Genomic DNA, 12,332 nt, shown 5'->3' on the forward strand with positions numbered 1-12,332 from the left:
GCTTGGCTTCGGCGACGTCGTCGTTCTGAGCTACGAAACGAACAGGAGGCAGGTGCGCTTTGCTAACAACGAGATTACCGTTGCCAAACACTGGCACGAGAGGAAGGTGGAACTCTTCGTCGAGAAGGACAAGCGCATCGCCACAACCACGATAACCGAGCTGAGCGAGGAGAACGTCGAGCGGGTCTTGAAGACCCTCAAGAAGAACATCGAGAACCTCTCGCCCAAGGAGGACTACTACGGCATCGCCGAGGGGCCGTTCCAGTATAAGGACATCCCCGAGACCTTCGATAAGGCGATAGTTGAGCTCGACGAGCCGAACGACTACGTCGAGATTGCCATAAACACCGCCCTGAGCGAAGGTGCCAAGCGCGTGGCAGGGGTTCTCTACACCGACCACAACAGGCTTTACCTGACCACGAGCAACGGGGTTGAGGCCTTCGACGAGGGAACCGGAATAGAGATAAGCGTCAGGGCTTTCGTGGGCGACCTTGAGAGCGGACATGGAACCTGCTCCGCGAGGGTTCTCAAGAAGTTCGACCCCGAGCTTGCCGGGAGGAAGGCTGGCGAGATTGCCCACATGGCCAAGGACCCGGTTCAGGGGCCCGAAGGGAGGTTCGACGTCATCTTCGACCCGCTCGCCTTCGCGAACCTGCTCAGCTACATGGGCTTCATGCTCTCAGCCTACGCGGCCGAGGCGGGCTTCTCGTTCCTCGCTGGAAAGCTGGGCCAGAAGGTCGCGAGCGAGCTGGTAACGCTCAAGGATATAGGCAACCTCCCCAACGGCTATGGAAGCAGGAAGTTCGACGACGAGGGCGTTCCGACGAGGGAAACCACCGTCATAGAGAACGGGACATTCAAAACGTTCCTCCTCAACACAAGCCTCGCCAAGAAGTACGGAACCGAGACGACAGCCAACGCCGGCTTGATAATGCCGAGGCCCTGGAACCTCGTCCTCGAACCGGGCGACTACTCCAAGGCCGAGCTGTTCAGCGAGGTTAAGCGGGGCATCTACATCACCAACGTCTGGTACACCAGATTCCAGAACTATGTGACCGGCGACTTCTCGACGATACCGCGCGACGGAATCTTCCTGGTCGAGAACGGCGAGTTCAAGCCGATAAGGAACATTAGGGTGAGCGACAACCTCGGGAGGATTCTGAGCAACGTAGTTGCCATAGGCAACGAGCCGTTCCAGGTGCACTGGTGGGAGGTTTCAAGGCCCGTCATTACGCCCTACGTCCTCGTCAAGGACGTCGGCATAACGAGGGCGACGAAGTGATTTCTTTATTGTTTTTTACCCCAACAGTCCCAGCGCCGGCAGAACCGTAATCGCCATGCTGAGAAGTCCGCCGAGAATTAACGCTGGAACCGTCTGCTTTTTCTCGATTCCAAGGATGTAAGCCGCCAAAGCCCCGGTCCATATCCCCGTTCCGGGAAGAGGAATGGCAACGAAAATCGTGAGGCCGATGAAGCCCCACCTCTCCACGTAGGGGTGCGCCTTTTTTCGAACGCGCTCGACGTAGTGGAGGTAGAGGTGTGCCACCTTTCTGAGGGGCGTTTTTTCGAGCCAGAGCATTATCCGGTCTATGTAGGGGAGCAGTGCAGGCAGGAGGAGCGAGAGGGTGAGCACGCCGAGGGAAGCACTTAAGAGGGTTTCCCAGAGGGGGTAGCCCCTCCCTATGCCGTAGACTATCGCATACCTTCCTTCAAAGGTCGGCACGAGAGATAAGAGAAAGACCTCAATGAAGCTATTCAACGTCGAGCACCCCCAGTCCGAGCCTTGAGATTACCCGCCTGTAGAGCGGAAGCCACGAGTCCTGGGTGGCCTTGACGATGCTGTAGACCCAGGGAGCTAGTAGCAGGCTGAAGAGAACGTCGCCGAACCAGTGGACGTGAAGGAGCAACCGCGTCATCGCAACTCCAACCGCGAAGAGAACCGCCAGGGGAGTTGCCCTCTCCCAGCGGTTCGAGGCGTAGACCGCGATTATTGCCCCTCTGTAGGTGTGGCCCGATGGAAAGGAGAAGCCCCCGTGGTTGCGGGGCCTCGGCTCGTTGATTGCGACCTTGAGAACACCGACTATGATGAGGCCGACGACGGCTGAGACAAGGAAAATGAGCGTCTCCCTCGAGAGCTTTCCCGAGTTCCTGATGTCGAGGTAGATGACAGCGATTGCGAAGGGAACGAGGAACAGGTCGCTTCCGAAGGCTGTCAGGACGTTCATTAAGGTAGGGTTCGGCGATGGAAGGAGCGCGTCAACCCGGGAGTTTATGCCGGCCATTAAACCCGTGAGCTGGAGGATAAGGAGGAGCGCCAGCAACGCCGTGTTCAGCAGGAACTTCCAGTTCTTGAGGGATTCGCTGGGCATGGTTGGAGAAGGTGAGGGTTCCTCAAAAGCTTTTCTAAATCAGCCCCTCGTTGTAAAGCCCGTGGTAAACCTTGAGGAGAGCCTGCTGGACCCTCTTCGGCCCGAAGGTTCTGACGGCCTTTCCGAGACCTTCGTTGTAAATCCTGCGCATTATGAAGTCCGTTTCGCGGTTGAAGTTGAGCCTGTCCTGGTTTTCGAGGTAAAGGCGCGCTATCTCCTCCGGCTCGCGGTAGTTGAGGCCCTTGAGCCACTTGAGGGGGATTCCGTCCTTGAAGGTCTTGACGACTTCGAAGCCTATCACCGTGACCTCGTCGTCCCCGTAGAGGTCTCCATAGATTTTGTTCAGCTCGCGGAGGAGCTCCTTAACGTCCGAGAAGCCGTCGAGTTTGGCGTCTTCGTTGGTGAGTTCCCTAACCTTCTTCCGCTCGACCTTTGTGATTCTGACCTTCGCTATGGCAGTGTCGCTCGGCGTTATCACGAGGTAAACCTCGCTCCCGGGCTTCGCCTCGTAGCTGCCGTAGCGTATCGTCGTGACCTTGTCTCCCCTCAGGATTCTCGACTTGTAGGCGGAGTCAATCAGCATGAACTTCCGAATCTGAACGCTCTTTTTCCTCATTGTTGAGTCCCCTCACAATCCTCGGAACCTCTTCAAGGCTCTCAATCGTGAAGTCGGCGTAGTCGAGGTAGTCGAGCTCCCGGTCGCGGTATTTCCCATAGCGGAACCAGACCGTGTTCATGCCGACCTGCTTGGCCCCGTAGATGTCGGAGTAGAGCCTGTCGCCGACCATTAGGGCCTCCTCCGGTTTGACGCCGAGCCTCTTGAGGGCCTTCTGGAATATCTTGGGGTGGGGTTTTTTAACCCCGAGGTAATCGGAGATGAAAACTTCGTCAAAGAAGTCGTCCAGTTCGAGGCGGAGTATCTTCTCCCACTGCTTTATCGGGTCGCCGTCGGTGATTATCGCGAGAAGGTAGCCCTCCTTCTTAAGCTCAAGGAGGACCTTTCTGGCTCCTCTGACGCTCTTAAGGTAGGCGAACTTCGTGTTGTGGTACGCTATGACTCCTGAGGCTATCCACTTCGGGTTGTTGGGAAGTTCGAGGCGCCTGAGGAGGTAGTCGAAGTGTCTGTTGAAGTTGCTCCCGTACTCGTTTATTAGCTCAAGCAACTCGCGGTAGGCCGTGTCGAAGTCCACTGGAAGGCCGTGGCGTATCATGTTCTCTATGGCGTTCCTTCTTGCCATCTCTGCGAGGCGCGTGGTGTCGACTATCGTATCGTCCAAATCGAAGATGACGGCCTTTATCATCCCCTCCCCCTCTCGCACTAGTTCGAGGGATTATTTAACGTTGCCGATGTCGAGGAAGGGTCCGCTCCTTTTGTCGGTCTCCTTTCTGGCTTCCTTCATTGCCCGGAAGTATTCATCCTCCTTCTTCAGCTCCTCAAGGAGCTCTTCCAGCGTCCAGCCCAGGTTCGTCTCGGTGGTGGTGGCGAAGATTACCCTCCCCTCAGTGAGCTTCCTGACCTCGGTTATCACCCGCTTGATGGCTTCACCCTCGAGACCGTGCATAATCAGGAACTTCCCCCCTGCCCAGTCGAGCTTTCCGCCCTCAGTTGTTCTCTCCAGTATCTCCTCCACCGTGAGCTTCCTGAAGTGCTCTGGAACTGGAAGGAGCGGGAAGCCGAGCTTTTTGATTCTCTCAACCTCTTCCTCCGTAAACCCCACGAGGAGCAGTCTCATCTCAACCCCCTCACGAGTTCAACGAGCTTTGGAAGTATCTCACCGGCCTTCCCCCGAAGGAAGACATCGGCTATGGGTGTTATTCCACTCTTTTCGACGTTTACCTCTATAACCTTTCCGCCCCGCTCCTTGACGATGTGCGGTATGTAAGCGGCTGGATAAACGACTCCGCTCGTTCCCACGACGAGCACCATGTCGGCCTTCTCCGCCAGACGGAAGGCCTCCTCCAGGGCCTCTCTCGGCAGGGCCTCTCCAAACCAGACGACGTCCGGCCTCAGGATTGAACCGCAGCGTGGGCACCTCGGGAGGCCCTCTGCCTCCACGAACTCGCGAACCCGACCGCTCTCCTTCAGGTTCTCCCTGTAGGGGCAGGAGGTGCAGCGGACTCTGAAGATGTTTCCGTGAAGCTCTATGAGGTTCTTCGTCCCAGCCTCGCGGTGTAAATCATCGACGTTCTGCGTGATTACAGCTTTGAGAACCCCCATTTTCTCAAGCTCCGCCAGAGAGTAGTGGGCCGGATTCGGCTTCGCCTCGAGGATTTTCCTCATTCTCCACCTGTAAAAGTCCCAGACGAGCCTTGGATTCCTCCGGAACGCCTCGGGGGTTGCAAGCTCCTCCGCCCTGTAGTTTCTCCAGAGGCCGTTTGAACCCCTGAACGTTGGTATACCGCTCTCAGCACTTATGCCAGCACCTGTAAACGCTATGGCGAAGCGCGAACGGGCCAGAATTTTGCCTGCATGCCCCAGCATGGTTCTTTTTACTCGGCCGGACTTAAAAATTCTACTAGAGGTTAAGCCATATAAGGGGAAAGGCCGAAGGATATTAGAGGTTTCCTTCAACCTTCCGAGCAAGGGTTTAAATTGTATTCATTGGTGCATCGTAGTGGAGGTGAGGAAAAATGCCGATTACGGATGGAACACCGAGAAGAAAGGTTACCACCTCTCACGGTCGCTATTACGCCGAGCGTCTCGCCGCTGAGAGGAGGAAGAGGGTTACGCTAATCCAGCTCCTCAGGAGGAGGAAGGCAGTCAGGGGACTCAGGATAAGCACGATTCGCGTTGAGAAGAAGCGCATAACGAAGGGAGAAGCACTGGCAATACTCGTCGGAACGCAGATAGGGGCGGGAGTGCTGGGACTCCCCTACGCTGCAAGCAAAGTGGGCCTCATACCGGCTTTGGTCGTGCTCTTCGGCGTCATGGTTCTCATGCTCGGAACGGCCTTCATAGTCCTCAAGTTCTCCGCAGGAATGGGCGGGGCGCAGATGAGCACGATAGCCCAGCGCGTCCTCGGAAAGGCCGGCGGCTGGCTGATGTACGTCAGCATCTTCATCATGAGCTTCGGAGCTATCCTCGCCTACATAGCTGGAATGGGAAGCGTCTTTGCGAACCTCTTTGGAATCAGCGACACGCTTGGAGCCTTCATATTCTGGATTCTCGCCTCGCTGGTGGTTTATCACGGCCTCGAAGCGAGCGGAAAAACAGAGCTGGCGATGAGCTACGTCATGCTCGCCCTCTTCATAGCGGTAACGGTAATGCTCGTCCCCCACGCGAAGCTCAGCAACGGCCTCTATACGAGCCTGTCGGGGATACTCAGCATAACCGGTGTCGCAATCTTTGCCCTCGGCTGTCACACGGTGATTCCAGACGTCTACAAGGGACTCGGCAGTTACGAGGAGACAAAGAAGGTTCTCGTGTGGGCGTTCCTGATTCCCACCGCTGTCTATGCCATCTTCATGGCGGCCTTCCTCCTCGCCTTTGGAAGGAACACCCCCCAGATAGCCACCCAGGGGCTTCAGTGGCTATACGGAAACGTTGGAAAAATTCTTGGCAATCTCATACCTTTCCTCGCCATAACGACGAGCTACATAGGAATAGCCCTCGCACAGCAGAGCAACAACGAGGAGTTCGTGAGGCTCAAGAGGCCGATTGCCTGGGCTTTAACTGTGGTTCCGCCGGCGGTCGTATACTTCGCCGGGATAAAGAACTTCGCGGACGTTCTGGCCTTCGCGGGAGACACCGGAGACATGATGGCCTTCATAATCCTGCCCATCCTAATCTGGGTTGTCGCCAAGCTCAGGCGGCGCTGAGGTTCCTTACTTCACTTTTTTGTGCGTTCGGACTCCTGTGGTAAGGTTTATATCCCCATCGTCCGAAAATCCTTCGAGGTGTTTCCTATGAGCTACCGTGAGTACCGTGACAAGGTTCTGAACTTTATTGAGGACCACGAGAACTGGAGGGCGCACACCATAAACCTGATAGCGAGCGAAAACGTGACTTCTCCAAGCGTTATGAGGGCGGTCGCTTCCGGTTTTATGCACAAGTACGCGGAAGGCTGGCCGAGACAGCGCTACTATCAGGGATGCAAATACGTGGACGAGGTCGAGCTTATAGGCGTCGAGCTGTTCACAAAACTCTTCCAGAGCGATTTCGCTGATTTGAGGCCCATTTCTGGAACCAACGCCAACCAGGCGGTTTTCTTCGGCCTCACCCAGCCGGGCGACAGGGCGATAGTCCTTCACACCAGCCACGGCGGGCACATAAGCCACATGCCCTTCGGTGCCGCCGGAATGAGGGGTCTCGAAGTTCACACCTGGCCCTTCGACAACGAGGAGTTCAACATCGACGTTGACAAAGCCGCCCAGCTAATCCGCGAGCTCGAGCCGAAGATAGTCGTCTTCGGCGGTTCTCTCTTCCCGTTCCCGCACCCGGTCAAGGAGCTCGCCCCCGTTGCCAAGGAGGTCGGTGCGTACGTCATGTACGATGCCGCCCACGTCCTCGGACTCATCGCCGGAAAGCAGTTCCAGGACCCGCTCCGCGAAGGTGCAGACGTAGTGACGGCCTCGACCCACAAGACGTTCCCCGGACCCCAGGGAGGTGTCATACTCTACAAGAAGTTCGGCGAGACCGAGGAGATAGCCAAGCTCCAGTGGGCCATCTTCCCCGGTGTGCTGAGCAATCACCACCTCCACCACATGGCCGGCAAGGTGATCACCGCGGCGGAGATGCTCGAGTACGGTGAGAAGTACGCGAAGCAGGTCGTCAAGAACGCGAAAGCTCTGGCTGAAGCCTTAGCGGAGGAGGGCTTCAAGGTCATCGGCGAGGACAGGGGCTACACGGAGAGCCACCAGGTCATAGTTGACGTTAGCGACCTCCATGAGAAGGCCGGCGGCTGGGCCGCACCGCTCCTCGAGGAGGCGGGCATAATACTCAACAAGAACCTCCTGCCTTGGGACCCGCTTGAGAAGGTCAACGAGCCGAGCGGTCTGCGCATAGGCGTCCAGGAGATGACCCGCGTTGGAATGTTAGAGGACGACATGAAGGAAATTGCTAGGTTCATGCGCCGCGTTCTCATAGACAGGGAGGACCCGGCCAAGGTCAGAAGGGACGTTTACGGCTTCCGCGCCGAGTTCCAGAAGGTCTACTACTCCTTCGACTACGGTTTGCCGCTCAGGGAGTGACCTTTCTTCTCAATTCTTTTTGGAAAAGGTTAAGAGTTCTTGGTGAGTAGTCCATTTAAGGTGATTGCATGAGGTGGTTCCTAGCCGTAATCCTGGTTGCCCTGATAATTCCCGCGGCGTATTACCTCAATGAGGCTCAGAAGGAGCCTCCAAAAGCCCCCGTTGTCCTTCAGGTAACGCCTTCGGTGGTTAAGCCAACGGATACAATAATCATAAGGGTCATCAACAACGCCAACGTTAACGCGACCGCAGGCTACGAGTTCACCCTCTACCGCTACGAGAACGGCAACTGGACGAAGGTGAACACCGGACTGATGTTCATCCAGACACTCAGAACCATTCCCCCGGGAAAGAGCTGGCAGCAGACAGTTGGGCTCTCCGAGCTCAAACTGAAGCCCGGAAAGTACAGGGTTGAGAAGGTGGTCTTCGTAAACGGGACGAGATACATGGTTTCGGGCGAGTTTGAGGTCGTTGAAAGCTGATTGGCTCTTCTGCCAAAACTTTTTATTGCTTTCCAATATACCCCCTCTCCGGCGGGGGTGGGAAAATGAAGTTTTGTCCGAAGTGCGGCAACCTCATGCTCCCCGATAGAAAGAGAAAGGTCTGGGTGTGTCGCGTCTGTGGCTACGAGGAGCCTTTTGATGAGGAGAAGGACAGGGCCAAAACCAGGATAACCCAGAAAGTCGAGCACAAACCCGATGAGGAGATAGTCGTCATAGAGCAAGACGTTAAAACTCTCCCAACCACCAAGGTTACCTGCCCGAAGTGCGGCAACGACACCGCCTACTGGTGGGAGCTTCAGACGAGGGCTGGAGATGAGCCGAGCACGATATTCTACAAGTGCACCAAGTGCGGCTACGTTTGGAGGTCCTACGAGTGAACGAGCTTGAGAGGGAGACCCTTCTAAGGCTTGCCAAAAAGGCCCTGAAGGAGCTTGAAGAAGCGTATAAAAGGGTACCCGATACGGACAACGGAAAAGCTTATTTATTCCGGGGAAAAGAAAGGGTTAGATTGATGATTAAAATACTGGAGGGATAGCCATGCCGTTCGAAGTCGTTTTTGACGGTGCCAAGGAGTTTGCCGACATAATAGCGACGGCAAGTAACCTCATAGACGAGGCCGCCTTCAAGTTCACGGAGGAGGGCATAAGCATGCGTGCGATGGACCCGAGCAGGGTCGTTCTGATTGACCTCAACCTTCCGCAGAGCATCTTCTCCAAGTATGAGGTCGAGGAGGAGGAAACCATAGGCGTTAACATGGACCAGTTCAAGAAGGTCCTCAAGCGCGGGAAGGCCAAGGACACGCTCATCCTCAGGAAGGGCGAGGACAACTTCCTCGAGGTGACATTCGAGGGAACCGCCAGAAGAACCTTCAGACTGCCCCTCATAGACGTTGAGGAGCTTGAGCTTGAACTCCCCGAGTTGCCGTTTACGGCCAAGGTTGTGGTCCTCGGTGAGGTTCTCAAGGAGGCAGTTAAGGACGCCTCGCTCGTAAGCGACGCCATAAAGTTCATAGCAACCGAGAACGAGTTTATAATGAAGGCCGAAGGGGAGACCAACGAGGTCGAGATAAGGCTTACCCTTGAGGACGAGGGTCTGCTCGACCTTGAGGTCAAGGAAGAGACCAAGAGCGCCTACGGAATCAGCTACCTCAGCGATATGATAAAGGGAATCGGCAAGGCGGACGAGGTTATACTCAACTTTGGAAACGAAATGCCCCTTCAAATGGAGTACCCCATAAGGGACGAGGGCAGGCTCGTGTTCCTCCTGGCCCCGCGCGTCGAGGAGTGATTCCCTTTCCTTTTCTCTGAGGTGGTTGCATGGACATCGTCAAGCTCAGGGAACTGCTTGAGCAGGAGCTTTCGAGCGTTGAACTCACCGAGCTGGACGATGATTTTTATCGGGAGTTCGACAGTCTGGTTAAAGCCCTTAAACTGAGTGCCGAAAGCTCCCGCGAGAGGGGTGAAAGCGTCGAGGAGAGACTTTACCTGGCCCAGCTGAGAATCGCTGAGGGTCTGATTAAGGAAATAATTAAACTCCGCCTCCACAAGATAGTTGACCTAGCCGTTGAGGGGAAGCCAGCGGAGATGACCTCAGAGGAGAGAAAAATCTTCAGGGTTCTCAGGGCGTTTATCGAGCGGGAGGAGCTACCCGAGGTTGAATCGCTTGAAGCCGAGGAAAGAGATGAGGTAGAGGGGGTTGAATCCGGGGAGCCAGCCAGAAGGACACCTGGAGAGGTTTACATCATAATCGAAAACCTTCCCGTAATCCTCGGTCCTGACATGAGGGAGTACGGACCCTTCAGGGCCTGGGACATGGCGGTCCTGCCCTCGGAGATAGGCAGGGTTCTCGTCGAGAGGGAGGTTGCTTTTAAGGTCAGGCTTTCCCCGTGATTGCAATGTTTTCCGTCTGCATGCGGGACTGCTACGACACCTGCTCGATGGTGAGCGAGCTCAGAGACGGAAGGCTTAGGGTTAGGGGCAATCCGGAGCACCCGATAACGGCCGGCTTTCTCTGCCCCAAGGGTGCTCTGCTCTCGAAGTGGTTCCACTCGGAGGACAGGCTAAAGAACCCGCTAATCCGAACCGGCGAGAGGGGGAGCGGTTCCTTCAGAGAAGCGAGCTGGGAAGAGGCGATAGGCCTCGTAGCGAAGAAGCTGAAGGAGACCATCGAGAAGCACGGGAGTGAGAGCGTTCTCGTTTATCAGTACGCCGGCGACAGGGGAGTTGTGAACTACGCTTTCCCGCTGAGGCTCTTTCACTACCTCAACACCGCCGTGCTCGACTATGGAATCTGCGACAGGGCCGGGCAGGAGGCACTTAAGGACGTCTACGGAACTGCCGTCGGTCTCGACCCGGAAGAGCTTAAGAACCAGCGGTTAATCGTCTACTGGGGCATAAACGCCTTCTGGAATAATCTTCACGGCTTCGCCCTCGCTAAACGGCACGGCCTTGAAATCTGGACGGTTGACGTCGTCAGGACAGAAACCGCCAGGAGAAGCGACAGGTTCTTTCAGGTGAGGCCAGACACGGACGTTCTTTTGGCTTTGGGTTTTGCAAAGGTTATAATCGGGGAGGGGCTTTACGATAGGGCCTTCGTCCGCGAGAACGTTTACGGTTTTGAAGAATTCAAGAATTATGTAAAAACACTATCGCTTGATTATGTAAGCAAAGAAACCGGGTTGGGAGTTGAGGAGATAGAGACCTTCGCGCGGGAGTTCGCCGAAAAGAGGGGCGTAATCCACGTCGGCTACGGCTTCCAGCGCTCCCTTGCTGGTGGGGAGGCGGTTAGGGCGATAGCAATCCTTCCCGCCCTCGTCGGCCACCGCTTCGGCTTTATATACGACATGAAAACGATGGACAAATCCTACGCAGAAGGCACCTTCCTGAGGACGAAGCCGGCGAAGAGAATCCCCCAGATGAAGCTGGCGGAATACATCGAGCGGGGTGAGATTAATTTCCTCTACGTCTACAACTCCAATCCACTCGCGAGCCTTCCGAACCAGAACAGGCTGAGAAAAGCCCTAAGCGAGAGCGACGTCTTCGTCGTTACGCACGACATCTTCTTTACCGACACAGCCCTCTACTCGGACGTCGTTTTGCCGGCAAACACCTTCTTCGAGAGGCTTGACATAGCGGATTCCTACTACCACCGCTACGTTGCTCTGAACGAGCCGGTCGCGAGGCTGTACGGCAGGAGCAACAGCGAGGTAACGAGACTGCTCGCAAGAGCGCTGGGCATTAAAAATCCCCACCTTTACGAGATCGATGAGGAAGTAATTCGAAAGGTCCTTGAGCTCAACGGCCTGAGCTGGGAGGAGCTGAAGGCGAAGGGCTTCGTTAAAATTCCTGAAAAGCCGAGAGGGTGGGAAACCCCGAGCGGAAAAATCGAGTTCTTCTCGCGGAGGGCCGTTGAGAGGGGATTAGGCCCGTTTCCTGAATACAGGAAGTTTGAAGGAAAGTATCCGCTCCGCCTGCTCACGCCAACCTACAGAATGACGATAACGAGCCAGTACCACAACACCTATGGAATGATTGACCCCAACCTTTACATCAACCCTGTTGACGCGGAGGAGAGGGGCATTGAAGACGGCGAGACGGTCGAGGTCTTCAACGACTACGGCCGAGTAAAAACCCTCGCAAAACTCAGCGACGACGTTCCGAGAGGAGTTGTCCTGCTCTACAAGGCCTTCTGGGTCAGGCTCCTTGGCTGGAACGCCAACTTCCTGACGACGGACGGAACCGTTGAGGATTATGGGAACGGTTCGGCGTACCATTCAACGTGGGTCAATGTTAGGAAGCTTAACGGCAAATAAACATTTTTGTTCATCAATTTTTGGCAAAGACGTTTTGGTTTATTTTCCATAACGTCAATAAAAGATGGGCATGATTGTATTCTCCCTCGATGTCTTTTAAGGCCCATTGTTTTTTCTCCAAAATTTCTCCTGAAAACGAACCGAAAGACTTATATATTCGAACCTATGAGGTTTATAGTGAAGACGACACAGGAAAAGGAGAGGTGATGAAAGATGGTCGTCATAGGAGAAAAGTTCCCAGAGGTTGAGGTCAAGACAACCCACGGAGTGATAAAGCTCCCGGACTACTTCGCCGAGAAGGGCAAGTGGTTCATACTCTTCAGCCACCCGGCTGACTTCACCCCGGTCTGTACGACCGAGTTCTACGCCATGCAGAAGAGGCTCGACAAGTTCAGGGAGCTCGGCGTCGAGCCGATTGGACTCAGCGTTGACCAGGTCTTCAGCCACATCAAGTGGATG

16 protein-coding genes are annotated in these 12,332 nt (G+C 55.4%); 10 read left to right on the forward strand and 6 right to left on the reverse strand.

Translation table 11 applies throughout. The features are described from left to right. Positions 1 to 1,282, forward strand: a 1,282-nt coding sequence (locus MVK46_RS03750) for a TldD/PmbA family protein (protein ID WP_297535313.1), incomplete at its 5' end; no start/stop codon positions are given. 15 nt (positions 1,283 to 1,297) lie between these two features. Here the strand turns inward: MVK46_RS03750 and MVK46_RS03755 are convergent. Genes MVK46_RS03755 through cobB form a run of 6 tightly spaced genes read right to left on the reverse strand, consistent with a single transcriptional unit; the run spans position 1,298 to position 4,851 of the window. Then, entirely contained in the window at positions 1,298 to 1,759 is a 462-nt protein-coding gene (locus MVK46_RS03755) for a COG2426 family protein (RefSeq protein ID WP_297535314.1), read from the reverse strand. Beyond that, positions 1,752 to 2,369, reverse strand: a complete 618-nt coding sequence (locus MVK46_RS03760; protein ID WP_297535315.1) for a phosphatase PAP2 family protein — start codon at positions 2,367 to 2,369, stop codon at positions 1,752 to 1,754. The genes MVK46_RS03755 and MVK46_RS03760 overlap by 8 nt, the downstream gene beginning before the upstream one ends. Positions 2,370 to 2,403: 34 nt before the next feature. Then, positions 2,404 to 2,985 carry an ASCH domain-containing protein gene (locus tag MVK46_RS03765; protein ID WP_297535316.1) on the reverse strand — a complete coding sequence of 194 codons (582 nt, stop codon included), beginning with the start codon at positions 2,983 to 2,985 and terminating at the stop codon, positions 2,404 to 2,406. Next, positions 2,942 to 3,670: a TIGR02253 family HAD-type hydrolase gene (locus MVK46_RS03770; RefSeq protein WP_297535317.1), complete on the reverse strand. Its 729-nt coding sequence runs from the start codon at positions 3,668 to 3,670 to the stop codon at positions 2,942 to 2,944. The genes MVK46_RS03765 and MVK46_RS03770 overlap by 44 nt, the downstream gene beginning before the upstream one ends. Before the next feature lie 30 nt (positions 3,671 to 3,700). Continuing rightward, positions 3,701 to 4,102 (reverse strand): DUF3783 domain-containing protein, encoded by a 402-nt coding sequence (locus MVK46_RS03775; protein ID WP_297535318.1) that lies wholly within the window; start codon positions 4,100 to 4,102, stop codon positions 3,701 to 3,703. Then, complete coding sequence (gene cobB / locus MVK46_RS03780; RefSeq protein ID WP_297535319.1) at positions 4,099 to 4,851, reverse strand: NAD-dependent protein deacetylase; 753 nt, start codon at positions 4,849 to 4,851, stop codon at positions 4,099 to 4,101. The genes MVK46_RS03775 and cobB overlap by 4 nt, the downstream gene beginning before the upstream one ends. Before the next feature lie 149 nt (positions 4,852 to 5,000). Here cobB and MVK46_RS03785 point away from each other — a divergent pair, with 149 nt between their 5' ends. The 9 genes from MVK46_RS03785 to MVK46_RS03825 form a co-directional block, all read left to right on the forward strand. Continuing rightward, positions 5,001 to 6,188, forward strand: a complete 1,188-nt coding sequence (locus tag MVK46_RS03785) for an aromatic amino acid transport family protein (protein ID WP_297535320.1) — start codon at positions 5,001 to 5,003, stop codon at positions 6,186 to 6,188. A gap of 87 nt (positions 6,189 to 6,275) precedes the next feature. Further along, complete coding sequence (gene glyA, locus MVK46_RS03790; protein ID WP_297535321.1) at positions 6,276 to 7,559, forward strand: serine hydroxymethyltransferase; 1,284 nt, start codon at positions 6,276 to 6,278, stop codon at positions 7,557 to 7,559. Between the two features lie 68 nt (positions 7,560 to 7,627). After that, on the forward strand, positions 7,628 to 8,041 hold the full coding sequence (locus MVK46_RS03795) for an immunoglobulin-like domain-containing protein (protein WP_297535322.1): 414 nt from the start codon (positions 7,628 to 7,630) through the stop codon (positions 8,039 to 8,041). 65 nt (positions 8,042 to 8,106) lie between these two features. Continuing rightward, complete coding sequence (locus tag MVK46_RS03800; RefSeq protein ID WP_297535323.1) at positions 8,107 to 8,439, forward strand: transcription factor S; 333 nt, start codon at positions 8,107 to 8,109, stop codon at positions 8,437 to 8,439. Next, positions 8,436 to 8,597 carry a hypothetical protein gene (locus tag MVK46_RS03805; RefSeq protein WP_297535324.1) on the forward strand — a complete coding sequence of 54 codons (162 nt, stop codon included), beginning with the start codon at positions 8,436 to 8,438 and terminating at the stop codon, positions 8,595 to 8,597. The genes MVK46_RS03800 and MVK46_RS03805 overlap by 4 nt, the downstream gene beginning before the upstream one ends. Before the next feature lie 2 nt (positions 8,598 to 8,599). Beyond that, entirely contained in the window at positions 8,600 to 9,349 is a 750-nt protein-coding gene (locus MVK46_RS03810; protein WP_297535325.1) for a DNA polymerase sliding clamp, read from the forward strand. 29 nt (positions 9,350 to 9,378) lie between these two features. Next, entirely contained in the window at positions 9,379 to 9,951 is a 573-nt protein-coding gene (locus tag MVK46_RS03815) for a hypothetical protein (protein ID WP_297535326.1), read from the forward strand. A 5-nt stretch (positions 9,952 to 9,956) separates the two neighbouring features. Further along, the gene (locus MVK46_RS03820; protein ID WP_297535327.1) at positions 9,957 to 11,873 is read left to right on the forward strand and encodes a molybdopterin-dependent oxidoreductase; all 1,917 of its coding nucleotides are present in this window, start codon (positions 9,957 to 9,959) and stop codon (positions 11,871 to 11,873) included. 213 nt (positions 11,874 to 12,086) lie between these two features. Beyond that, positions 12,087 to 12,332, forward strand: a 246-nt coding sequence (locus tag MVK46_RS03825; RefSeq protein ID WP_297535328.1) for a redoxin domain-containing protein, incomplete at its 3' end; no start/stop codon positions are given.

The sequence above is a fragment of the Thermococcus sp. genome (assembly GCF_027066465.1).
In the GTDB taxonomy this organism is placed as follows: domain Archaea; phylum Methanobacteriota_B; class Thermococci; order Thermococcales; family Thermococcaceae; genus Thermococcus.

Excerpts from the sequence above, each read along its gene's own strand:
- MVK46_RS03760 (WP_297535315.1), bottom strand. The coding sequence starts at position 2,369 with ATGCCCAGCGAATCCCTCAAGAACTGGAAGTTCCTGCTGAACACGGCG.
- MVK46_RS03765 (WP_297535316.1), bottom strand. The coding sequence starts at position 2,985 with ATGAGGAAAAAGAGCGTTCAGATTCGGAAGTTCATGCTGATTGACTCC.
- MVK46_RS03770 (WP_297535317.1), bottom strand. The coding sequence starts at position 3,670 with ATGATAAAGGCCGTCATCTTCGATTTGGACGATACGATAGTCGACACC.
- MVK46_RS03775 (WP_297535318.1), bottom strand. The coding sequence starts at position 4,102 with ATGAGACTGCTCCTCGTGGGGTTTACGGAGGAAGAGGTTGAGAGAATC.
- cobB (WP_297535319.1), bottom strand. The coding sequence starts at position 4,851 with ATGCTGGGGCATGCAGGCAAAATTCTGGCCCGTTCGCGCTTCGCCATA.
- MVK46_RS03785 (WP_297535320.1), top strand. The coding sequence starts at position 5,001 with ATGCCGATTACGGATGGAACACCGAGAAGAAAGGTTACCACCTCTCAC.
- glyA (WP_297535321.1), top strand. The coding sequence starts at position 6,276 with ATGAGCTACCGTGAGTACCGTGACAAGGTTCTGAACTTTATTGAGGAC.
- MVK46_RS03795 (WP_297535322.1), top strand. The coding sequence starts at position 7,628 with ATGAGGTGGTTCCTAGCCGTAATCCTGGTTGCCCTGATAATTCCCGCG.
- MVK46_RS03800 (WP_297535323.1), top strand. The coding sequence starts at position 8,107 with ATGAAGTTTTGTCCGAAGTGCGGCAACCTCATGCTCCCCGATAGAAAG.
- MVK46_RS03810 (WP_297535325.1), top strand. The coding sequence starts at position 8,600 with ATGCCGTTCGAAGTCGTTTTTGACGGTGCCAAGGAGTTTGCCGACATA.
- MVK46_RS03815 (WP_297535326.1), top strand. The coding sequence starts at position 9,379 with ATGGACATCGTCAAGCTCAGGGAACTGCTTGAGCAGGAGCTTTCGAGC.
- MVK46_RS03820 (WP_297535327.1), top strand. The coding sequence starts at position 9,957 with ATGTTTTCCGTCTGCATGCGGGACTGCTACGACACCTGCTCGATGGTG.